We start from the raw sequence: 22,596 nt of genomic DNA, 5'->3' as shown, positions 1-22,596 counted from the left end.
CGATGCGCGACAAGGAGTCAAATGACTGGAGCGGCTGACGAGCTGGAAGCGATCCGGCAGCTCAAGGCGCGCTACTGCCGGTTCCTGGACACCAAAGACGTCGAGTCCTGGCGCGGCGTGTTCACCACCGACGTGGTCGTCACCCTGGACATGGCGGTCTCCACCGGCGGGGCCGACCCGATGACCGCGCCGCCGATCGAGGGCGTCGACAACTTCGTTCCGATGGTGATGGGCGGCCTGGAGAACCTCGCCACCATGCACCACTGCCACACCCCGGAGATCGCGCTGACCTCGCCCACCACCGCGACCGGCATCTGGGCGATGGAGGACCTGCTCATCTTCGGCGACGGCCGCGAGCTGCACGGCGCCGGCCACTACCACGAGACGTACGAAAAGCAAGGCGGCGCCTGGCGGATCAAGACCCTGCGTCTGACCCGGACCATCCTGAAGATCAGCGGTGACGATGGCTGAAGCCGACGCCCACAGACCGGTGCCCGGCATGTCGTGGGCGACACGCGGGTTGGGCGTCACCAGGGGGCTGGCCCGCGAGCTGGCGATGCTGCTGCCGCGCACGGTGGCCGGTCTCAACGACTCCACCGGTTGGGTCCCGGCGTCACCACGCGGGGTGCGCCAATTCGGCGAGGTGATGCTGGACGAGCTTGTGCTGAGCGGCTTTTCGCTGCTGGCCGGGACCCCGGAAGCGATGCGCCCATTGGGCTCGTGCGCCGCGGCGGCCGAGGAATTGTCGACGCTGGGCATCGACCGTGCCCATGCCGATCCAAAACCATTGCACCCCAAGTCGATACGGCGGCACCGCATCGCCGGACTGGCGTACGAGCGGATGAGGTTCGAACACGACCCCGGGCTGCCGGCGACCCTGGAGGCCGATGGCCTGGGCGGCCCTGCGCGGGCGGTGGTGCACCTGTGTCGGCACGGCGACGGCCCGAGGCCGTGGCTGGTATGGGTCCACGGCGCCGGTCAGGGCGGCGCCGAAGACCTGTTGCTGTCCAGAATCGGGCGAATCCATCACCAGCTGGGCTTCAACGTCGCGATGCCGGTGCAGCCCGGTCACGGCTGCCGGCGCCGCGAATGGCCGGCCTATCCCGACGTGGACCCACTGGGCAACGTCGCGGGCATGATGCGCGCGGTGTCGGAGGTGCGCGCCGTCGTGCGGTGGGTACAGCCGCAGGCCGCCGCCGTTGTGGTGGCTGGGATTTCGATGGGCACCCCGGTGGCCGCGCTGGTATCCCACCTCGAGCGGCGGATCGACGCGGTGGCGCTGTACACCCCGATCCTGGGGCTCAACGCGATGATCGCGCGACACCTGGCGCGGTGGGGGCCATCCCGCGCCGAATTCCGGGAGCTGTTGGAATCCCCAGAGGTCTCGAAGCTGACCTCGGTGATCGATCCGCTCAAAGTCGACCCGGCGCCGCCGCCGCAGCGCCGGCTCATCGTCGGGGCGTGGCACGACCGAATGGCGATGCGCGAGCCCGCCGTTGCGTTGCAGGAGCGCTGGGGCGGCCGGCTGTACTGGTACGACGGCGGCCACGTCGGTCACGTGTTCTCCCGGCGCGTGCAGCGGGTCACCGAGCGATTCCTACAAGGAGTGGTGAATTGACCGATCGCACGCTCGACGAACTGGGCTACTACCTGCTGGCCGGGGCCGGTGGTGACGGGCCGGCAACGTTGATGGACGAGGCCCGCCGCGGCGAGGAGCTGGGCTTCGGCACCGCATTCATCTCCGAACGCTGGAACGTCAAGGAAGCGTCGTCGCTCGCCGGGGCCGCATGCGCGGTGACCACCCGGATGCAGATCGCCACCGCCGCAACCAATCACAACACCCGCCACCCGCTGATCACCGCGTCATGGGCGACCACCCTGCACCGCCTGTCCGGCGGCCGGTTCACGCTGGGCATCGGCCGCGGCATCGCCGCCATCTACGGCGCGTTCGGCATTCCGGCGGTCACCACCGCGCAGATGGAGGACTGGGCCCACGTCATGCGCCGGCTGTGGCGCGGCGAGGTGATCGTCAACCACGACGGCCCGATGGGCAAATATCCCATCCTGTTCCTGGACCCGGACTTCGACGAAGACATTCGCTTGGCGCTGGTGGCCTTCGGGCCCAACACGCTCGCCCTTGGCGGCCGGGTGTTCGACGACGTCATCCTGCACACCTACTTCACGCCGGAGACGTTGCGGCGCTGCGTGCAGACCGTCAAGACCGCCGCGGAAAAGGCGGGCCGCGACCCCGACAGCGTGCGGGTGTGGTCGTGCTTCGCCACCGTCGGCGATCACCTTCCCGAGCAATTGCGGCTGAAGAAGACCGTCGCGCGCCTGGCCACCTACCTGCAGGGGTACGGCGATCTGTTAGTGCGGACCAACGACTGGGATCCCGCTGTGCTGCAACGGTTTCGGGAAGATCCGGTGGTGACATCGATCCCGGGCGGGATCGATCACAAGGCCACGCCCGAGCAGATCGAGCACATCGCGACGCTGATTCCCGACGAATGGCTGGAACCGTCGGCCACCGGGTCGGCCCAACACTGCGTGGACCGCATCCGCGGGGAATTCGACTACGGGGCAGACGCGGTGATCATGCATGGCGCGACGCCCGACGAGCTCGAGCCCGTCGTCGCGGCCTACCGAGCCGGCGCCTGACGCCGCCTACCGAGCCGGCGGCTGACGCCGCGAGCGTGCGCGGAATGCCACGCAACACCGGCGTGTCGCGTACAAACACGCACGCTCGCGACAAGGGGGACAACCTTAGGGCATGATCAGGGTCCGGGTCACCGGCTCGGCGGCGGCTTGCCGGCTGGACAAGCCGCGCTGCAGGGAAGCCAGCAGCGCGTCCCGCGTCTCGCGGGGATCGATGAGCTCGTCGAACCCCATATTCTCGGCCGACCGATACGACGCCTGCAGCTCCGCGTTGCGCAGCTTCGTGGACAGGTCCTCGTCGGCGTGCGAGGCACGGCTCAAGGCCCCGGCGCCCATGGCGCCCATTGTCGCGCCCGGATAGGCGAACGTGGCCACCTGGCCGTCGAAGCTGATCAGCGACATGACCATGGAGCCGAAGCCGTACGCCTTGCGCATCGTCACGTGCAGCTTCAGCGTCGTGGCTGCGGTCTGCGCGGCGAACATCCGTGCGCCGCTGCGCAATACGCCCGCGCGCTCCGAGCGGCTGCCCGGCAGCATGCCTGGATTGTCGGCGAAGAAGACGATCGGAAGGTGGAAGGAGTCGGCGACCGTGATGAAGTGCGCCGCCTTGTCGGCGGCGTCGGCGTCGATGGACCCGGCCAGCACCCGCGGCTGGTTGGCGACCACCGCGACGGGATGCCCACCGAGGTGGGCCAGGGCGCAAATGATCGCTCTGCCGAACGCCGGCTGCACCTCGAACCAGTCGTCTCTGTCGAACACCACGTCGAGCACCGCACGCATGTCGTAGACGCGGCGGTTGTCGCGGGAAATGATGTCGAGCAATTCCGGCGTCGGTCGCGGCCCGGTCGCCTCGGAGGCCGGCAGGCTAGGCGGGTACGACCATGCGCTCGGCGGAAAATACGACAGGTAGTGCCGGATCGCGTCGAGCGCCACCGAGTCGTCGTCGGCGACATTGTGGATCACGCCGCTGGCCAGCGCCACGTCCGGGCCGCCCAGGTCCTCCTTCGAGATGTCCTCGCCCGTCGACTCTTTCACCACCGGCGGCCCCGCGGTGAAGATGGCGCCCTGGCGGCTCATGATGGTGAAGTCGCAGACCGGCGCGACCAGCGCCCCGTGTCCCGCCGACGGGCCGAGCACCGCGGTGATCGTCGGAACCCGGCCCGAACACCTGGCCTGGGCGAGTAGGTCGGTCGGACTGCGTCCGTAATGCGCGCCGGTGGGCCGAAACCCGGCGCCTTCGAGCATCATCACCAGCGGGATCTTGTCGCGCACCGCCAGCTCGGCGATGCGGTAGCGCTTGGAATTGCTGCCCGGCGCGATGGTTCCGGCCATCGTCGTGAAGTCCTCGGCGCCCACCATCACCGGCGCTCCGTTGACGCGGCCGGAGCCGGTGACGATCCCGTCGGCCGCGATCTCGCCGCCGACCAGCGTGCCGAGCTCGCGGAAGGTGCCCGGGTCCAGGAGCCGCTCGACGCGCGCGCGGGCGTCCAGCTTGCCCTTGCCGCGGTGCTTGTCGAGCCGCTCGGGACCGCCCATGGCCCGCGCGTGCCGACGGCGACGCTCGAGATCCTCGAGCGTCGCTTCCCAATCCCGGGATTTCGTCATGCCTATGTCCTACCTCATGCCTCGTGCGGGGTTGTCGTCGCGCCTCCAGTCCGATGGTGGCGACCCACTGGGCCCGGTTACGCCGCGCTTGCGATTGCCACTGGAAGAGCCAGGGTCACATACTGGATTGCTTACTGTAAAGTTACCCGCATGGGTAGCGCCCCCGGTCCTAAGCTCGACGGGGGCATCCCCAATCAACTTGTACGGGTGCCCGAGGCGGCCGGCGCTCTGGAACAAAACGGGTACGACGGGGGCTGGACCGCCGAGACCAGCCATGACCCGTTTCTGCCGCTGCTGCTGGCCGCCGAGCACACGTCGCGACTGGAGCTGGGCACCAACATCGCGGTGGCGTTCGCGCGCAATCCGATGATCGTCGCCAACATCGGCTGGGACCTGCAGGCGTATTCGCAGGGCCGATTCATTCTCGGCCTGGGCACCCAGATCCGGCCGCACATCGAGAAGCGATTCAGCATGCCGTGGAGCCACCCGGCGGCCCGGATGCGCGAATTCGTCGGCGCGCTGCATGCGATCTGGTCGGCGTGGAGGGACGGCACCAAGCTGCGGTTCGAGGGCGACTTCTACACCCACAAGATCATGACGCCGATGTTTACGCCCGAGCCCCAACCCTATTCGGCGCCGAAGGTCTTCCTCGCCGCCGTCGGGGAGGCGATGACCGAGCTGTGCGGCGAGGTCGCCGACGGCCACCTCGGTCACCCGATGGTGTCCAAGCGCTACCTCGACGAGGTGACGATGCCGGCGCTGGAGCGCGGTATGCGGCGCGGCGGGCGCGATCGCGGCGACTTCGAGGTGTCCTGTGAGGTGATGGTGGCGACCGGCGCCACCGACGCCGAGTTGGCGGCCGCGACGGCCGCCGTGCGCAAGCAGATCGCGTTCTACGGGTCGACGCCGGCCTACCGCAGGGTCCTCGAGCTGCACGGCTGGGGCGATGCGCACACCGAACTGCACCGGCTCTCGCTGGAAGGGGAGTGGGACACCATGGGCTCGCTCATCGACGACGAGATGCTGGCGGCTTTCGCCGTCACCGGCCCGGTCGACACGATCGCCGCGGCGCTTCGAAGTCGTTGCGAGGGCGCGGTCGACCGCGTCCTGCCGATCTTTGCGACCGCATCCCAGGACTGTATTGCCGCCGCACTGAAGGAGTTTCGCGAGTGAGCACGACGACGATGGACGAGGCCGCCAGGCTGTTGGCGGATCCGCTGGCGTACACCGACGAGCGGCGGCTGCACGCGGCGCTGGCTCAGCTGCGGGCCAGCGCGCCGGTGTCGTGGGTCGACGTCCCGAACTACCGGCCGTTCTGGGCGATCACCAAACACGCCGACATCATGGACATCGAACGCGACAACATGCTGTTCACCAACTGGCCGCGCCCGGTCCTGACGACCGCGGAGGGCGACGAGATGCAGGCCGCCGCGGGCGTGCGCACGCTGATCCACATGGACGACCCGCAACACCGGGTGGTGCGCGCGATCGGTTCCGACTGGTTTCGGCCAAAGGCGATGCGGGCGTTGAAGGTTCGCGTCGACGAACTGGCCAGGATCTACGTCGACAAGATGCTGGCCGTGGGACCCGAGTGCGACTTCGTCCAGCAGGTCGCGGTCAATTACCCGCTCTACGTGATCATGTCGCTGCTGGGGCTGCCGGAGGACGACTTTCCCCGCATGCTCAAGCTGACCCAGGAGCTGTTCGGCAGCGACGACTCCGAGTTCAAGCGGGGCACCACCAACGAGGATCAGCTGCCCGCGCTGCTCGACATGTTCGGTTACTTCAACGCGGTGACCGCGTCGCGCCGCGAACATCCGACCGAGGACCTATCGTCGGCGATCGCCAACGCCCGCGTCGACGGCGAGCCGCTGTCGGACATCGACACCGTCTCGTACTACCTCATCGTCGCCACCGCGGGCCACGACACCACCAGCGCGACCATCTCCGGTGGCCTGCAGGCGCTCGTCGAGAACCCGGATCAGCTTGTGCGCCTGCGCGACAACCTCGAGTTGATGCCGCTGGCCATCGAGGAGATGATCCGCTGGGTCACCCCGGTTAAGGAGTTCATGCGCACGGCCGCCAGGGACACCGTCGTGCGCGGAACACCCATCGTCGCGGGCGATTCCGTGCTGCTGTCCTATGTGTCGGCCAACCGCGACGAGGACGTTTTCGACGACCCGTTCCGCTTCGACGTCGGCCGCGACCCCAACAAACATGTGGCCTTCGGCTACGGCGTGCACTTCTGCATGGGCGCGGCCCTGGCCCGCATGGAGGTCAACAGCTTCTTCTCCGAGTTATTGCCTCGGTTGAAATCCATTGAGCTGACCGGTGATCCGGAATTGACGGCCACCACCTTCGTGGGCGGTCTCAAACACCTGCCGGTCCGCTACTCGCTGGCGTGAGCGCAGCGGGGCTCCCGGTCAGGCCTTTCCCGGCAGGGGGTTGAGCGACCCGCTTATCACCGGTATTCCGCGTCTGCGACCGCTACACTCCCCTCTGGAGGACCGGGCAATGACGCGTAGGACGATCGTTATCACCGGTGCCAGCGATGGTATCGGTGCCGCGGCGGCCCGACGCTTACACCGGAGCGGCGACAACGTGGTCGTGGTGGGACGCTCGGGAAACAAGGTCGCCACCCTGGCCGCCGAATTGGACGCCGACTGCTTTGTGGCCGACTTCGCCGACCTGTCCCAGGTGCGTGCCTTGGCAGACAAAATCCGTTCCCAGTACACGCGCATCGATGTATTGGCCAACAACGCCGGTGGCATGTTCAGCAAGATCCATACGACCGCCGATAACCACGAGATCACCTTTCAGGTCAACTACCTGGCGCCGTTTCTGCTCACCACCCAATTGATCGAGGTTCTCGTCGATTCCCGCGCCACCGTCGTCAACACGACCAGCTCGTCGCAAAGACTCCTTCCCCGAGCCACCATCGCCGACCTGGAGAACACAGCACAACGCCGGCCCAGCATTGCCTATGCTCTGACCAAACTGGCAATCGTTTTATTCACCAAGGAATTACATCGCCGATACCATCCCAGCGGACTGTCGGCAGTGACGTTTCACCCGGGCTATGTCAACTCCAATTTCGGCGACGCATCGGGATCGCGGTTCCTAGGCTTCATGAAGTATCACGTGCCGTTGACGGCCCGATTCACCGCGACCGCAGACCAGGGAGCCGACCAACTGGTCTGGCTGGCCTCAAGCAGACCCGGTGTCGACTGGGCACCCGGTGAGTACTACTCGAAGCATAAGATCGCGAAAGCCAACCGCGCCGCCTACGACCCCGACCTTGCGCGCGAATTGTGGGATCGCACCCTGGCCAAGATCACGTAGGACGGCGGGCCCGAGCGTCACCACAGACCGGCCGAGGAGTTCCGGAAGCGCCGTAACCGCCCGACGCGAAGTGTCCTTTGGCGCCACCGGTGGGGACCAAGGACTCTAGGGAGCGCCACGCGGGTTCGTAAGCTCAAAATGACCTGTCCGCAGCATGATCCGGAGATGTACCGCATGCGTCCCAACAGTCGCTCGAATTCCCCGACACGTCCGATGGTCACGTTAGCGATCGACGAGCACCATGGAAGGACATACGCAAAAGCCGAGTTGCAATGGGGCAGTTCACATCTCGCCGGCCTGGGTGTGGCTTATCGTCATCCCTCCGACTCCCTGGCGCCCAAGGCCGGCGAAGAACTAGCGACGGCACGGGCCTTATCAGACCTGGCCGATCAGGTTACCGCGCTGAACCGTCCCAAGAACTGAGGACTGGGAAGCCCTCAAGGTTCAGCGTTGTCGTGCCTTACGTTGTAGGCGACGACAGCGTTCATTAAGGAACCATAGTCCAGCGAAAGAGCGCTTGCCTGTGTCCGCTGGGTGTCACGACAGGTGATGTTTGCCCCGCGTCCCACTACCCGGCCATGACGATGTTCCGCGCCGGTATAGGCGTAGCCGGAGAGGCGTGTGTGAGCGGATTTGCTGGTTGCATGGTACGCGATGGCAAATACATACCAAGGCTCGCTGTGGAGTATTTTCGGCCTGAACTAAAATTCGGGGGGGGGGGTAGCTCTGAGATTTAAAAATATTTTTTTAGCAGTGGTTACTGTATCATGCAGAGTTTGCTATATATGATGTCGGCGGGATGGATCCGACCAATCTCACCCCAACACACCCGAAACTCAGGTTGTTCTCAGCTACCTTCTGACCATCGAAATTTTGACTCACCGATCAAAGGAGATGGTCGTGGATCTCGCAGCCCGCCCCCGCATCGCCGCTGGAGTGGCCTTGGCCGCCGCCAGTATCGTCACCGTCACTCCGGTAACGCAGTACCTGTGCGACCTTCATCTGGGCCAGCAGCTCTCCCGGGTGAGCGTGTCCGATATTCGCCTCGCCGACGCCGCCGAGGGCTTGGTCGACCTGGTTGCCGGCGTCGAGAACGAACTCGCTTCACTCGCCACCGGAGCAGCCGCGGCCGCCGTGCCCGCCGCCGCCCTAACCGACTTCATCAACCCCGCCGCACTACCTCTTCCCCTCGCGACGTGGGTTAACACTTTTCAGGCAGCGGGCAAAAACCTGCAGACAACCGCCAATTTGATCCAAAAACTCCCGTTCCCGACCCTGCAGCAGATCGCAGCCAACTGGGCCTCCTACGCCGACCTCTACGTCAAGTCGTACCAAACCGCCGCGAATGGCGCCGTCAATTTCTACACCGGAACCGCAGCAAACGCCGATTTCTGGCCGCTCCTAAACTCGGCGTTCAACAACTTCGCTTCAGGCAACATCAATACCGCGGTAACCAACTTGTTCTATGCCTTCTACGAGTACCCATTCACAGAGATCGGGGAGCCTCTCGAGACGATTTTGAATATCCCCGCAAACATCACCCAGAATCTGGCGAACGCGACCAACTATCTGACGACGGACGGCATAATCTACATTGGTTTTTTCGGCATCCTCGGAGTTCCAGCCGGGGTCCAGACTGCTCTCGGAACAAGTCTTCAGGCTGCTTCCAAGGCGTGGTCCACCGGGGATCCGGTGGGGGCGATCAGCAATCTGCTCAACACCCCCGGCGCAACGGTCAATGCCCTCCTCAACGGCACCAATGGGACGAGCGGCTTGCTCGGCAGCTTCCTCAACCAGACCGTGTTGCAGATTCTTGCCCCGAGTTTGGCGAAGTCGATCGTGGCGCCTAACGCGGTGAATATTGCGACCGGTGGAAGTCTGCAGGCCGCGTTGCAGGGCTTTGTGACACAGTTGACCAATGGTTGGCCATCTTTGAGTACCGCCTTCAGCGGCATTAGCACGGGATTGACCACGCTGCTGCAAAGCGTGGCGTCGAAGATGCCGTCGATGTTGTCGAGCTTCGGTGCCACGTTGGCCAGCAATATCGGGTTGTTGATTTCCAACCTGCTCAAGTTGCTCTAAATACGACGGTGGTCGCCGATGCGAGCCGGTGACCACCAACGGCGATTGGTCCCCTTCCCAGCGAAGGGGGCCAATCCGCTTTTATCGGTGCACCTTTCAGTCGAGCGGTTCGAGCCGACGGCGGGCGCGACGTCGTTCACCACCAGGACCTCGACGCCAAACAGGTGACGTGGTGACAGGGAATACTAACGGCGAACGCACGTGTGGCGATCGCCCAGTGCATCGCGTCAGGGTGCCTACCTACCTGATCCGCCAGGCACTGGACGGGCCGGCCGCACCAACCGCCTGCCGGCCACCGATGCCGAACAGCTTGCCAGAGCCTGGAGGCTCGCGATGGCAGCGTATGAGTCGGCCAATCTCGCGCAATCGCTCGATGGGCTGAAACCGAAAGATAAGTCGCCGTCGTCTAAACATCGTGGCCCACCAAGACGTCTATGACTGTTCCCCCGGCCCCAGAAAAGCATGCAGCCGCGCGGACGCGTCCCAGCGGGCTGGACTGTTACCGGACGGCCCGCAATACTATGATGCTATGCGCACTACTCTTCAAATCGATGACGATATCCTTGAAGATGCGCGAAGCATCGCTCGTTCGGAGGGCCGGTCGGTCGGTGCGGTGATTTCCGATCTGGCGCGTCGGTCGCTTCGGCCCGTCGGGATTGTCGTGGTCGACGGGCTCCCGATGTTCGATGTGCCGCCAGATGCGCCAATCATCGCCGACGAGGACGTCGCCCGGGGGCTCGAGGAAGACGTGTGACGGCGCTGCTCGACGTCAATGTCCTTATCGCGTTGAGCTGGCGTAACCATGCTCATCACTCAGCGGCACGGCAGTGGTTCACGCGGTCTTCGTCGAATGGATGGGCTACCACACCGATCACCGAGGTGGGTTTTGTCCGGATTTCGAGTGATCGCAGGGTGATGCACGTGTCGACGACTCCGGCGACTGCGCTTGCTCAGTTGGAAGCGCTGAGAGCTCTTCCGGGCCATGCGTTCTGGCCTGATGACGTGCCGTTGGTGGTTGGTGAAGGGGGTGATCGTGGTGCTGTGTCGAGCCACCGCCTTGTCACCGACTGTCATCTCATTGCGTTGGTCGCCCGGTACGGTGGCCGGCTGGTCACATTCGACGCTGCACTGGCCGATTCAGCACCCGCCGGCCTGGTCGAGGTTCTGTAGTCAGCGGTGATGAGCGGCCCGCGAAACACGCCGACAACGACGGGGACGAGGCGGATAATTCCCGCAGCTTGGAGTGAGTCCCTTCAGGGAGAATCGGACACCGCCGAATACCCCCGGCTGGACATGGGACACCTCGTCGACCACTCGTATGTAGGTCACCAACGCCGCCGAGGATGCGCGCCGGGGAAACAGCTCGCATCGAAGCTACGTATTGCCCGGTGATATCATCGGTTTATGCGTAGTAGTACGCCAGCCCTTTTTCCGGTGTTTCGGTCGCCGGCTCAAGCCGAGATCCTGGCTGCCACACTGCTGAATCCCGACCGAGAACAAACCATCAGTGATCTATCACGGCTGCTCGGGATACCCATGACGACCGTCTCAGATGAAGTGGCACGCTTGATCGACGCACAGATCCTTATCTCACGCCAAGTAGGGCGCGCCAAGCTTGTGCGTGCCAGCCCACATAATCGGCTTGTCGGCCCGTTGACCGAAATTGCGCTTGCCACAATGGGACCGCATTTGATCGTCCGCAACGCCTTTGCCGGTATTCCCGGCATCGAGCGGTTGCTCATTTTCGGTTCCTGGGCGGCGCGCTATCACGGCCAACCTGGGCCGCCCCCCAACGACCTTGACGTCTTGGTTGTCGGTCGCCCTAACCGGGCCGCGATCTACGCGGCCGCTGACAAAGTCCAAGAGCGCACGGGTCTGCCGGTCAACCCTGTTATCGCCTCCACGAAGCGCTGGCATGACCAACACGACCCGTTGATTGCCCAAATCAAATCGGCCCCGAGCGTCGAGGTTGAGTTGCCACGGCCGGTGACTCAGCGATGACTTGGGCTAATGGCGCCGAGGAGATCCAATGCCTGCAGGACCGGGGACTTCGCCCGCGGGAGGCGGGAGGCGATATCGATCAGCTGAGCCGGTTTGCCGCCTCGGTGCATCGGGCCCCGACGTCGTCACGGTGCGCTATGTTGCCCACGTCAGATGGTGGATATGCATCGCTTCCGTCAAATCCGCGTCCTGTTCTGTAATATCCTGTGTTCCAGAATAATTCGCGATTTCCGGCGGCGATGCGGTCGATGCCGAGCGCTCGTAGATAGCCCAAAGTGTGAGTTGATCGCCATGGCGCGAATCGAATTGTATGCCCGTGGTGGGATCGCCGTTAGGAGTGCTGAGTGTGTAGATCCACGCCGACATAGCCTGTGTGAGCCGCCGGTGCTTACCATCGCGGATTGCGGCAGCATCAAGGTCCTGGAGTCCGTATTCCTTTGCCATAGGCAGGAATTGCCGTCTCAGCGTCGGCAAAGTCTCGTAGTGGCCGACGAGAACGAACCAGCCAGACAGCTCCGCCGAGCAGATCGAGCGAGGCTCGCGCCAGGCCCGCGGGATCTCCCCTGGACGGATAGCGGGATATAGATCGTCGGCATCCTCTACTGCGATGTCGTCCATGCCGCGGGCAGCAACAGGATCGGCGCGAAAAACCGCGAGCACCTCCAGATAGCAGGCAAGCGCCGATGAGCCCGCGTAGAGGGTCCGCCAGATGCCCGCCGGATCATCCCATCTGCCGGTGAAGCGACCGTGCTCATCGGCGAACTCCCAGGGAGTCCAATGCCATGGATCGGGCTTGTAGCCCACCCGGTAAACCGGTAGTGCATCGACACGAGAGCCATGCACCAGCCCAAAGACGGTTCTAATTCGAACCGCGTCGGCAGGCATTCAGCCGACGGCGGAGAATTGGCGCGCCGCGGCAAGAACCAAGGCGCCGTCGGTTTCCAGATCGCCGTCGCGCAACACCCGCGCCGGTGATCGGTCGTCGAGGACCGGATTGAGTCCCTGGAACCACGCTTGGGCGACTGCCTTGCGATCCCGTTCGGTGATCAGTCGCGCCGCGCGGTAGGCCAGCCGAAGCCGTTCCACATCGGCAGCGTTGGCGATCTCACGGCTGCCCTCGGCCCATTGGCGTACCGCGCGGGTCTCCTTGACTTTCCCCAGGTAGGCGACGAGTTTCGACCCCAGAAGCTCTCGCAACGCGGATACCAGCTCCGGGGTCGACATGGTGACCGCTTCTCGGTATGCGATCAGATCGGGCCGTGCGGATGTCACCGTCATCGTAGCCACCTAACTCCACATAGAACCTAGAACACTAACTTTTAGCATGCTAAAACACTGAACTATCACACTCTAGATCACAGGCCAGTGTACTTCATGAGGGCGCGCTGCGGCCACGGGTCGTTGACGGTGCTCAGCGACACTTATGCCGGTCTGGCGTCCGTGAAGAGGTTCGTATAGGGCGTCGTATGTCGAGAATTTTCGACGCCGCGCACGATAGCCGGGCAGTCGCCGTTGGCCGGTGATAAACGAAGGCAAGACCACCATAGTGTCGCCCACACATCACCCTCGTACGTCAGGCCTAGTGCCTCGGAAGGCTTGTGGGCGCACCGGTTTCGCTTTGGTGCATGGCTAACGTCACTGGGCAAGTGTCTTGACGAATGCTTTGGGGACGCGGTGTTCGCATAGTTCCTTGAGCACCTGCGGTTCGCGGTGGATGAGGGTGCCCGGTGAGGTGACGCTGTTGCTCAGCTGGCCGGCCATGGGATGGGAGCCCGGTGTGGAGTGTCGACGTCAGACGGGCCGACGAGCTGGACATACCTGCCAAGAACTTAGGCCCGCGGGACTTTCGAAGGGCTTGGGGTGATCGCTTCCGGAACGCACGGCTCCGCAATCGTCGTAGGACTAAAAAACTCCTGTTAGCAAGGCCACGGGCATGCCATAGCAAACTGTGTCCACTGCTGTGATAGTTCAGTTTGAAAGTACCTGCCGGTAGCACACTGGCCCGCATTCACCGCCGCACTCAAGATAACTGTCGCTGCAACGATGCAATTGCTTGCGAGGGCGTAGTGAACGCTGTTGTTTTTGCTGAGAGATGGTGCTTCACCGCCGATACCGACGCGGCCAGGCCGTGCTCGTCACTGAGGCGCTGTGATCTGTGGCGGCAGGCAGCGCACGATGACATCGCGATGCACCTTGATCTCTGGGCCAAGGGATCTCGTCAGCCAGGTAGCGGCCAGCGACGAAAACCCATCCCGCATCCACTGGCCACTGCTGCTCGGAGGTGGCCTGCGATCACCCCGTCGTGATCGCCGGGACCACCTGCGTGCGTGCCGTTTCACGGTCCGCCACAAGATTGATGGTGTGTGTGGTGCCCGGCCCTGTCCCGGGCGAGCGCTTGTGGTGAGTCGTCGGGCGTGATCGGTATTGGCTTGTGCCAGAAGCGCATACAGGCGCTGTCTGGGCCCGGTGTGCGCATGGCCTTCGGTGGTCGTCTCTGAGTTCTATCTAGGGTTATCTCCTTCGTGTCGTCGCGATATGGACAAGCCGTACGACTGTTTTTACCGCTTGCTCGCGTCATCTTGCTGTGGTGCTGCTCGGTGAAATCCACCAGCATGTTGAAGGGGAGGCACCTGCTTGGATATGAGCGGATCGAGACGCTCAATGCTCAGATCATGGTTTTTGTCGATACTCGGCAATGACGTCCCGTCGCTCCATTTCCAATGCTGCCCATAAATGATTGTGGCAAGGCCGTCCATTTAGCCTCAGTCGAGCATAGTTTCCTGTGCACTTCCGGCAAATTTGCTGTTCATGTATATCACTACAGCTAATTACCTAGTTTGTTGCCACAATTCGCTCAACGTAATTGGCAGGTATGTTCACTTCGTCGTTATTCAAAACGCATAAAGGAGATGGTCGTGGATCTCGCAGCCCGCCCCCACATCACCGCCGGAGTCGCCTTGGCCAGCGCCGCTGTCATCGCCGCCGGGCCCATGGCCCAACGCCTACCCGACCTTCACATGGCCCGCCAGCTCTCCCAGGTGAGCATTTCCAACGTCCAGCTCACCGACGCCGCCAGCAGCGTGATTGATTTGTTCTCCGGCGTGGAGAACGAACTCGCATCGCTGGCAAGTGGAGCAAGTGCGGCCGCCGTGCCCGCAGCTGCACTTACCGACTTCATCAACCCCGCCGCGCTACCCCTCCCTTTGGCGACGTGGGTCAACACTTTTCAAAATGCGGGCTCCAACCTGCAGATAGCCGCCAATTTGATTCAAGCGCTTCCGTTCCCGACGTTGCAGCAGATCGCCGCCAACTGGGCCTCATACGCGAGCCTCTACGTCAATTCGTACCAAACCGCCGCGAAGGGCGCCGTCAATTTCTATACCGGAACGGTACCCGGCGATTTCTGGCCTTTCCTAAACGTGGCATTCAACGACATTGCCTCAGGCAAGATCAGTAACGCGGGTACCGCTTTGTACAATGCCTTCTACGCCTACCCACTCCAGGACATCGCGTTGCCTCTGGAAAAGATTTTGAAAATTCCCGCCTACTTCACCCAGAGTCTGGCGAACGCGACCAACAATCTGACGGGGACCGGCTTAACCAACTTTGGTATCTACGGGTTCATCGCCGTCCCAAGCGGGCTCGAGGTTGCGCTCGGGAATAGTCTTCAGGCTGCATCCAATGCGTGGGCTGGTGGGGATCCGGTGGGGGCGATAACCAACCTGCTTAACATCCCCGGCGTGGCGGTCAATGGCTTCCTCAACGGCAATAACGGGACGAGTGGCTTGCTCGGCGAAACCCTCGACATGGGCGTCTTGAAGATCATCGCCCCGGGTTTGGCGAAGTCGATCGTGGCTCCCAATGCGGTGAACATCGCGCAGGGCAACGTCGGATTCGCAGGTCTCCAAACCGCATTGCAGGGTTTTGTGACCCAGCTGACTAACGGTTGGCCGTCCCTGAGTACTGCCGCTAGCGGCATTAGCACGGGATTGACCACGCTGCTGCAAAACGTGGCGTCGAAAATGCCGACGCTATTGGCCAACTTCGGCGCAACGTTCGCCACCAATATCGGGTTGTTGATCTCCAATCTCCTCAAGTTGCTCTGAGACCGGTGTGGTCGCCGATGCGAGCCGGCGACCACCGAACGGCGATTGGCCCCCTTTTCAACGAAGGGGGCCAATTCGCTTTCGCTGGTGCGCTTCTCAGCTGAGTGGTTCGACCCCGAAATCGATGATGCCTCTGATGATGTTGCCGTTGAGTAGGTCGTCGTAGGCGTTGTTGATGTTGTCGAGGCGGTAGCGTTTGGTGATCATCTCGTCGAGCTGGAGTTGTCCGGTTTGGTAGAGCCTGGCCAGTCGCGCGATGTCGGCCTTGGGGTTGCACGAGCCGAAGATGGTGCCCGCCAGGGTCTTGTTCATCAGGATGAAGTCCTGCAGGTCGAGGTTGACCGAGTGGGTCAGCTGTGAGGTCATGCCGGTCAGCACGCAGGTTCCGCCCTTGCGGGTGAGCTTGACCGCGTCGCGGACGTCGTCGGCGGTGATCAACGAAGGGGAGACCACCACGGCATCGGCCATGACGCCGTAGGTCAAGTCCCGCACCAGGTCCAGCGCCTCGGCGACCGTGGCGGCGTTGTGCGTCGCGCCGAACTGCAGCGCCGACTTCTGTTTGAAGTCCACCGGGTCGACGGCGACGATCTGCGCGGCGCCGTTGATCCGGGCTCCCTGGATCGCACCGGTGCCGATCCCCCCGACGCCGATCACGACGACGGTGTCGCCGGCGCGCATGTTGGAGCGGTTGGCGACCGAACCGTAGCCGGTCGGAATGGCGCACGACAGCAGCGCACTCGGCGCCAGTGGCAGGTGCGGCTCGATCTTCACCAGCGAATTCGTCGACACCACAGTGTGTTCCGCGAAGGCGCCGATCTTGGCGATATGGCCCAGGTTCCGGCCGTCGGCGGTGTGGTGGCGAAACGTGCCGTCGGTGGGCATTCCCGGGATCATGGTGCCGATGCCGACGTCGCAGAGGTACTCGATTCCGCTTGCACACCACCGGCATTGGCCGCACACGGCGACGAACGACATCACCACGTGGTCGCCCGGCGCGAAATCGGTGACCCCGGGACCGATTTCGCGCACGATGCCCGAACCCTCATGCCCGCCGATGGTGGGGAACATGGTGGGCAGCCCGAGGGATCGCATCACCTCGTTGGGCGCCGCCATATCACCCTTGAGGATGTGATCGTCGGAGTGGCACAACCCGGCGGCGGCCAGCTGCACCAGGACCTCCCCGGCGCGGGGCGCGTCCAGCTCGAATTCCTCGACCGACCACGGCCCGCCGACGTCGTGCAGGATCGCCGCGCGGCTCCTCATGCGACCGGGTCGAACACGACGGGAAGTTTGTTGGGCGACCGGAACGTGAGCCCGACGATCTTGGACTCGACACCGGTTCCGTCGTCGGGAACAAACGCCAGATTCTTCAGGCGATCCAACAGGCTGTTCAACATGACCCGGGTTTCCAGCCGCGCCAAGTGCATTCCGAGGCACATGTGAATGCCGCCCGCGAACGCGATGTGCGCCTGGCGCGGGCGGCCGATGTCAAAGGTGTCCGGGTTGGTCCAGCGGGCCTCGTCGCGGTTGGCCGAGCCCATGCACATGTCGATCTGCGCGTCGGGCGGGATTGTCTTGCCGCCTATTTCGACCTCTTCGGTGGTGGTCCGCATGACCATGGTGAGTGGGGTCTCGACGCGAAGGCCCTCTTCGATGGCGGCGGGGATCAGGGACCGGTCGCGCCGGATCATCGCCAGCTGCTCGGGGTGCGTCAACAGCAGGTACAACAGGTTGCCCGACGAGCGGTAGGTGGTCTCCAGCCCGGCGGGCAGCAGCAGGCGCAGGAAGGCGATGATGGCCTCGTCGGTGAGCTTTTCGCCGTCGATCTCGGCGGCGACCAGGTCGCCGATGATGTCGTCGGTGAGTTTGCGGCGCCGCTGCTCGACCTGCTCGAGGAAGTAGCCGTGCAACTCGGTGGCCGCGTTCAGCCCCGCCATGATGTCGGTCGGAATCGAGATGAGGTCCAGCGACAGCCGCCGGAACAGGTCGAGATCCTCGGCGGGGAGCCCGAGCAGCACGGAGATGATCCGGGTTGGAAACTCGAACGTCAGCGCCTTCACCAGGTCGGCGTGGCCGTCGTTTTTGATTTCGTCGATCAGCCGATCGCAGACCGGCCCGATGACCGACGGCTCCCAGCGTTCCAGCGCGGTGGCCCGGAACGCCTTGGCCACCAGGCTGCGGTGGTCGTGGTGTTCCTTGCCGCCCATCGCCAGGATGGTGTGGCCCATCACCAAACCGATCGTCTTGTCGTAGGCGGCCGACGTGAAGATCCGGTCGTCCCGGAAACCCTGGAACACACCGTCATAACCGAACAGCACCCACTCGTCGTTCGGCCGCAGCTCCTCCGGCATCTGATCGTGGTCCATGAGGGCGCCATGCCAGACCGGATCGGTGCGCCTCATGTACTCGAAGAACGGATACGGGCTGGTCTCACCGGTGGTGTCGAGGGTGACGGGCTGGCCTTTGACATCGAGACGGTTGGTGCTGAGCGTCATCAGCGCTCCTCCTGAGGTTGAATGTCGCTATCATAATATAAATAGCAACGAAGCCCAGCTTGCGCGGAGGCGGTGATCCTCAGGTGCCCCAACGTCGATTCGTGTGCTCCCTCGACGAGCTGCCGCCCGGCGAGATGAAACTGGTCGACGTGGGTAAGTTCGGCGTGGGTGTGTACAACGTGCGCGGCGAGCTGTACGCGATCGTGAACTACTGCTCGCACGAGGGCGCCCCGCTGTGCCTCGGCCTCATCGGCGGCACCAACGAACCGGCACCGGACGAGCCCGGCGGGCTGCGCCGGGTGCGTGACGGGCAGATCGTCCGATGCCCTTGGCACAATTGGGAATTCGACGTCACCACGGGTCAAAACGTGGCCGACCCGACGCGCCGCGTTCGCACCTATCACGTCGATGTCACCGACGGGGAAGTGTATCTGAACGCATGATCATCGACACGAACGTCCAACCGCACTTCCGCTACAACGCCGAGATCCGCCGCTACCTCCCGGAAGCCCACAAGCTGCGGTCGATCCCCGACGTCGAGCAGCAGTGGTATCAGGCGCCGGGCGGCGACTACCGGGAAGACCTCTACGGCGAGCACTATCCGGGGTCGGACCCCGAGACGGTCGGCCGGCACCTGTTCGACGACATGGGGGTCACGTACGCCATCCTGAACCCGCTGACCCGGGGCAACATCGCCGATTACCTGCTCAACAGCCGGATCTGCGCCGCGGTCAACGACTGGCTGCTCGATCGCTGGCTGGAGCCCGACACCGCCGACCGATACGCCAACCGTTTTCTAGGCACCATCCGCGTCAACCCCGAAGACCCCAAGGGCGCCGTCGCCGAGATCGAGCGCCTCGCCGGCCACCCGAAGCTGGTGCAGGTCGGGGTTCCGATGCAGTCGCGCGAACCGTACGGCAAGCCGATGTTCGAGCCCATCTGGGAGGCCGCGGCCGCCCACGGGCTGCCGGTCGCGGTGCACATCAACGGCGGCAACGGCGTCGACCATCCGCCCACCTTCGCCGGGCACGCGCACACCTACCCGGGGTACGCGGCGTTCATGCCGCTGAACTACTTCGTGCACCTGGCCTCGCTCGTCGTCGAGGGCGTGTTCGGCCGGCATCCCGGCCTGACGTTCGTGTTCGCCGACGGCGGCTACGACATCCTCACCCCGCTCATGTGGCGGCTGGACACGTTCTGGCTATCGATGCGCGACCAGACGCCGTGGGTCGACCGCTATCCCAGCGAGTACCTGCCCGGCCACGTCCGGTTCTGCTCGTCGGCGTTCGACGGGCCCACCGATGCGGCGCAGACGCGGTGCTGGATGGACTTCTCGGACAAGGCCGGCCTGCTGATGTACGGATCCAGCTACCCGCACTGGTCCACGTCGCCGCCCGAGACCATCGCCGACGGCCTCGACGACGCACAACGCGCAAAGATCTTATGGCAGAACGCCAGTGAGCTTTATGGACTCAGGGAGCGCGTCTGATGACCACCATCGAACGAGCCGAAGCGCAGGCCGAACAAGAAATAGCGGTCACCATCGTCGACACCGACGTGCACCCCATGCCGGTCTCCACCGACGTGCTGAAGTCCTATGCGCCCGCCGAATGGGTCGACAAGATCTGGCCCACCAAAAACGCGGTCACGCCCGTACCGCACTTCTACGACACCCCCGACTCATACAAGACGATGTCGATGCGCCTGGACGCCGCCCCGCCGGGTGGCGGATTCGCCGGCACCGACCCGGATTTCGCCGCCAAGCAGTTGCTGCTCGACGCCGGCGTCAGCATCGCGACGCTGGAGCCGATGTGCGACGCGCAGCTGCCGCAGGCCGAGCACGTGCTCAAGTCGACCTACAACGACTGGCTGGCCGACGTCTGGCTCGACAGGCACAACTGGCACGGCCGCTGGCGCGGGTCGATCAGCGTGAGCGCGCAGACGCCCGAGCTGGCGGCGCGCGAGGTCGAACGGTGGGCGGGCCATCCCTACATGGCCCAGGTGCTGATGACGCCGCAGACCCGCGGAATCCCGTTCGGGAACCCACATTTCGACCCGCTCTACAAGGCGGCGTCGCGCAACGGGCTCCCGGTCGCCACGCACCTGATGGGACAGACGCCGTTCGAGCTGATCCCGCTATACCCGGTCGGCAACCCCGCGCACTGGCACGACTTCTTCGCGTCCTGGCCGCTGCTGTACGTCTCGCACCTGATGAGCCTGGTGTTCGACGGCGCGTTCGACCGCCATCCGGATCTGCGGGTGGTCTTCGTCGAGGGCGGCTTCACGTGGGCGATGCCGGTGATGTCGCGGATGGACCGGATCTGGGAGGCCCGCCGCGGCGACCTGCCGCAGGTGCGTCGCCGCCCGTCGGAGTATGTGCGCGAACACGTCCGGTTCACCACCCAGCCGCTCGAAGACACCGACACCGTCGGATTCCGCGAGTACCTGGAGATGATGGACCTGGGCGACAATCTCATGTTCTCGACGGACTACCCGCATTGGAGCTACGACTCGCCGACCTACGCGATCAACCGGTTCCCCGCCGACCAGCGCGAGCGGATCATGCGCGGGAACGCGATGGCGCTCTACGGGCTGCCGGCGACCGTCAAGGCCCTCCCCGGGGCATCTCGCTGAGCCGGGTCTACCGTGAAGGGGGTTTCCGAGACGCCCCCTGTTGGGTCCGGACGACGAGCCCGCCCATGAGCCCGGAAGATGAGACGGTATGACACAAACGAATCTGGCACGGCCACAAGGCCTTAACCGCATCGATCCGGTGCTGCGGGAGGCCGCGATCGAGCTGGGCGTCGTCGAATTCCGCGCCGAGACGTTGCCCGCCGAGCGCGAACACGCCAACCTCCTGGCCGCCGAGCGGGCCGCGGCGGTTCACACCGGCGGCCCCGATGCCGTCGCCATCGAATCGCGATCCATCGCCGGCCCGGACGGCCAGCGGCTGGAACTTCGTCTGTACCGGGGCGCCACCGAATCCCCGGCGCCCCTGGTGATATACGCCCACGGTGGTGGTTTCGTGACGGGGAACCTGGACACCGATCACGCGCAGTGCGTGGAGCTGGCCAGGGACGCCAGCTGTCTCGTGGTATCGGTCGACTACCGGCTCGCGCCGGAAAATCCATGCCCGGCGGCACTGGACGACGTCGAGGCGGCGTTGCGCCACGCCGTCGACAATTGCGCCGACCTGGACGCGGATACCGGCCGCATCGCGGTGATGGGCCGGGACGCGGGTGCGGCGCTGGTCGCGGGCCTGACCCAGCGCATGTTCGACGAGGAAGGCCCGCCGATCCTGGTGCAAATCCTGCACCAGCCCATGCTCGACTCCGACGCCACGCCGTCGCGACGCGAGTTCCAGCGCACGCCGGGCCTCAACGGTCCCGCCGTGAGCCGGGCCTGGAGCCACTACCTCGGCCATGCCGCCGCGAACGGTCAACACGTCCCCGCGCATCGGGCCAACCTGGAGGGGCTGCCGCCCACATTCGTCAGCTGCTCGGAGATCGACCCGTGCCGCGACGAAGCCATCGACTATGCCAACCGGCTGCTGCACGCCTACGTCCACACCGAATTGCACGTTATCGCAGCGACATTCAACGGCTTCGATTCGCTGGTCCCGGATTGGGTTGTCTCCCAAGAAAGCCGGGCCCTGCACACGCAGACGCTCCGTCGCGTGTTCGCCATGTAGCGGCTCTAGACCGGGGTGAACTTGGTGATCAGCCAGGTGCCGTTGACCCGAGTCATGCGCACCAGCACGCTACTGAGCGCCAGGGACGGTTGGGGACTGTCCTTGGTTGTCGTGCTCTGATCGACAAAGACAAGAACGACGGCCGAGTCGGGGTGCAGCTCCGACACCGCGGCGCCCGACACGCGAGCCGTGGTTTTCATCGACTTCTGCTTGGCCACCGGAGCCACGCTTTGTTGGCTGAATTGGTCGTAATAGGACAGGAAATCCCCCGCGAGATGCGACCTGGCGGCCGCGAAGTCCTTATCCAGCGAGTCCGATGAGTACGACAGCAACGCGACCGTCCCGTCGGACGCGGCGCTGACCACCGCCCGGGCGACGTCGGCGTCGGTTTGTTGATCGGGCCGGTACTGCTTGAAGTACAACCACGTCGCCACGCCGCCGGAGGCCAGCAGGAGCACGACCAGAACGATCGGAACGATCTTGCGCAGCCTGGGCGGCAGGACCAGTCGCCGGCTTTTGATCGGCGCGGGGGAGTCGGCCTCCCCCTCGTCGTCGCTCAGGGTCTCGTCAATCACCGGGTCGTCGACGTCGTCGTCGGTTTCGGCTTCCGGTGCGGCCG

Annotated in this window: 23 protein-coding genes; 16 read left to right on the top strand and 7 right to left on the bottom strand. The window is 64.4% G+C overall.

All coding sequences use genetic code 11. From position 1 onward, the window contains the following. Positions 1-21 precede the first annotated feature (21 nt). From K3U93_RS17115 to K3U93_RS17105, 3 genes are read left to right on the top strand one after another with little or no spacing between them, the layout of a single operon-like run. The gene (locus K3U93_RS17115; RefSeq protein ID WP_071510123.1) at positions 22-471 is read left to right on the top strand and encodes a nuclear transport factor 2 family protein; all 450 of its coding nucleotides are present in this window, start codon (positions 22-24) and stop codon (positions 469-471) included. A 28-nt stretch (positions 472-499) separates the two neighbouring features. After that, positions 500-1,618 (top strand): alpha/beta hydrolase family protein, encoded by a 1,119-nt coding sequence (locus tag K3U93_RS17110; RefSeq protein WP_083010996.1) that lies wholly within the window; start codon positions 500-502, stop codon positions 1,616-1,618. Continuing rightward, positions 1,615-2,658, top strand: a complete 1,044-nt coding sequence (locus K3U93_RS17105) for a TIGR03857 family LLM class F420-dependent oxidoreductase (protein ID WP_083010945.1) — start codon at positions 1,615-1,617, stop codon at positions 2,656-2,658. Before K3U93_RS17110 ends, K3U93_RS17105 begins: the two co-directional genes overlap by 4 nt. A 105-nt stretch (positions 2,659-2,763) precedes the next feature. Here the strand turns inward: K3U93_RS17105 and K3U93_RS17100 are convergent, their stop codons facing one another. Then, positions 2,764-4,260 carry an acyl-CoA carboxylase subunit beta gene (locus tag K3U93_RS17100; RefSeq protein WP_083010946.1) on the bottom strand — a complete coding sequence of 499 codons (1,497 nt, stop codon included), beginning with the start codon at positions 4,258-4,260 and terminating at the stop codon, positions 2,764-2,766. Between the two features lie 150 nt (positions 4,261-4,410). Here K3U93_RS17100 and K3U93_RS17095 point away from each other — a divergent pair, with 150 nt between their 5' ends. From K3U93_RS17095 to K3U93_RS17060, 8 genes are all read left to right on the top strand, one after another. Beyond that, positions 4,411-5,433 (top strand): LLM class F420-dependent oxidoreductase, encoded by a 1,023-nt coding sequence (locus K3U93_RS17095; protein ID WP_071510126.1) that lies wholly within the window; start codon positions 4,411-4,413, stop codon positions 5,431-5,433. An 11-nt stretch (positions 5,434-5,444) separates the two neighbouring features. Next, a complete protein-coding gene (locus K3U93_RS17090; protein WP_083010997.1) occupies positions 5,445-6,665 on the top strand; it encodes a cytochrome P450 in 1,221 nt (406 codons plus the stop codon). A gap of 109 nt (positions 6,666-6,774) precedes the next feature. Next, complete coding sequence (locus tag K3U93_RS17085; RefSeq protein WP_083010947.1) at positions 6,775-7,602, top strand: SDR family NAD(P)-dependent oxidoreductase; 828 nt, start codon at positions 6,775-6,777, stop codon at positions 7,600-7,602. Positions 7,603-7,740: 138 nt separating this feature from the next. Continuing rightward, positions 7,741-8,025 (top strand): dsRBD fold-containing protein, encoded by a 285-nt coding sequence (locus tag K3U93_RS17080; RefSeq protein ID WP_083010948.1) that lies wholly within the window; start codon positions 7,741-7,743, stop codon positions 8,023-8,025. 471 nt (positions 8,026-8,496) lie between these two features. After that, a complete protein-coding gene (locus K3U93_RS17075; RefSeq protein ID WP_083010949.1) occupies positions 8,497-9,684 on the top strand; it encodes a hypothetical protein in 1,188 nt (395 codons plus the stop codon). 529 nt (positions 9,685-10,213) lie between these two features. Then, positions 10,214-10,438 (top strand): antitoxin, encoded by a 225-nt coding sequence (locus K3U93_RS17070; protein WP_083010950.1) that lies wholly within the window; start codon positions 10,214-10,216, stop codon positions 10,436-10,438. Further along, positions 10,435-10,854, top strand: a complete 420-nt coding sequence (locus K3U93_RS17065) for a type II toxin-antitoxin system VapC family toxin (protein WP_083010951.1) — start codon at positions 10,435-10,437, stop codon at positions 10,852-10,854. The genes K3U93_RS17070 and K3U93_RS17065 overlap by 4 nt, the downstream gene beginning before the upstream one ends. A gap of 234 nt (positions 10,855-11,088) precedes the next feature. Beyond that, positions 11,089-11,685: a winged helix-turn-helix domain-containing protein gene (locus K3U93_RS17060; RefSeq protein WP_071510131.1), complete on the top strand. Its 597-nt coding sequence runs from the start codon at positions 11,089-11,091 to the stop codon at positions 11,683-11,685. Positions 11,686-11,820: 135 nt separating this feature from the next. Here K3U93_RS17060 and K3U93_RS17055 read toward each other — a convergent pair whose 3' ends face one another. The 3 genes from K3U93_RS17055 to K3U93_RS25275 all read right to left on the bottom strand — a co-directional run bounded on the left by K3U93_RS17055 (position 11,821) and on the right by K3U93_RS25275 (position 13,446). Continuing rightward, positions 11,821-12,570 carry an RES domain-containing protein gene (locus K3U93_RS17055; RefSeq protein ID WP_139797017.1) on the bottom strand — a complete coding sequence of 250 codons (750 nt, stop codon included), beginning with the start codon at positions 12,568-12,570 and terminating at the stop codon, positions 11,821-11,823. After that, entirely contained in the window at positions 12,571-12,963 is a 393-nt protein-coding gene (locus tag K3U93_RS17050; RefSeq protein ID WP_083010953.1) for a hypothetical protein, read from the bottom strand. Positions 12,964-13,320: 357 nt separating this feature from the next. After that, positions 13,321-13,446, bottom strand: coding sequence for a hypothetical protein (locus K3U93_RS25275; RefSeq protein WP_254893611.1), 126 nt, complete (start codon positions 13,444-13,446; stop codon positions 13,321-13,323). Between the two features lie 1,148 nt (positions 13,447-14,594). On the opposite strand from K3U93_RS25275, the gene K3U93_RS17045 reads away from it, so the two are divergent. Beyond that, a complete protein-coding gene (locus K3U93_RS17045; protein ID WP_083010954.1) occupies positions 14,595-15,791 on the top strand; it encodes a hypothetical protein in 1,197 nt (398 codons plus the stop codon). 96 nt (positions 15,792-15,887) lie between these two features. On the opposite strand, the gene K3U93_RS17040 is transcribed toward K3U93_RS17045, so the two are convergent. Further along, entirely contained in the window at positions 15,888-17,054 is a 1,167-nt protein-coding gene (locus tag K3U93_RS17040; protein WP_083010955.1) for a Zn-dependent alcohol dehydrogenase, read from the bottom strand. After that, positions 17,051-18,286: a cytochrome P450 gene (locus tag K3U93_RS17035; RefSeq protein ID WP_083010956.1), complete on the bottom strand. Its 1,236-nt coding sequence runs from the start codon at positions 18,284-18,286 to the stop codon at positions 17,051-17,053. Before K3U93_RS17035 ends, K3U93_RS17040 begins: the two co-directional genes overlap by 4 nt. Positions 18,287-18,387: 101 nt before the next feature. Between K3U93_RS17035 and K3U93_RS17030 the strand changes: the two genes are divergently transcribed. From K3U93_RS17030 to K3U93_RS17015, 4 genes are all read left to right on the top strand, one after another. Next, complete coding sequence (locus tag K3U93_RS17030) at positions 18,388-18,729, top strand: Rieske (2Fe-2S) protein (RefSeq protein WP_230981360.1); 342 nt, start codon at positions 18,388-18,390, stop codon at positions 18,727-18,729. Further along, on the top strand, positions 18,726-19,775 hold the full coding sequence (locus tag K3U93_RS17025) for an amidohydrolase family protein (RefSeq protein ID WP_083010958.1): 1,050 nt from the start codon (positions 18,726-18,728) through the stop codon (positions 19,773-19,775). Before K3U93_RS17030 ends, K3U93_RS17025 begins: the two co-directional genes overlap by 4 nt. Next, entirely contained in the window at positions 19,775-20,920 is a 1,146-nt protein-coding gene (locus K3U93_RS17020; RefSeq protein ID WP_083010959.1) for an amidohydrolase family protein, read from the top strand. Before K3U93_RS17025 ends, K3U93_RS17020 begins: the two co-directional genes overlap by 1 nt. Before the next feature lie 88 nt (positions 20,921-21,008). Then, positions 21,009-21,977, top strand: coding sequence for an alpha/beta hydrolase (locus tag K3U93_RS17015; RefSeq protein WP_071510139.1), 969 nt, complete (start codon positions 21,009-21,011; stop codon positions 21,975-21,977). 5 nt (positions 21,978-21,982) lie between these two features. On the opposite strand, the gene K3U93_RS17010 is transcribed toward K3U93_RS17015, so the two are convergent. Next, positions 21,983-22,498 (bottom strand): Rv1363c family protein, encoded by a 516-nt coding sequence (locus K3U93_RS17010; RefSeq protein WP_071510189.1) that lies wholly within the window; start codon positions 22,496-22,498, stop codon positions 21,983-21,985. Positions 22,499-22,596 lie beyond the last annotated feature (98 nt).

It is taken from the genome of Mycobacterium malmoense (assembly GCF_019645855.1).
Taxonomy (GTDB): Bacteria; Actinomycetota; Actinomycetes; order Mycobacteriales; family Mycobacteriaceae; genus Mycobacterium; species Mycobacterium malmoense.
The sequence above is the reverse complement of the archived record's forward strand: the minus strand, read 5'-3'. Positions and strand labels throughout refer to the sequence as shown.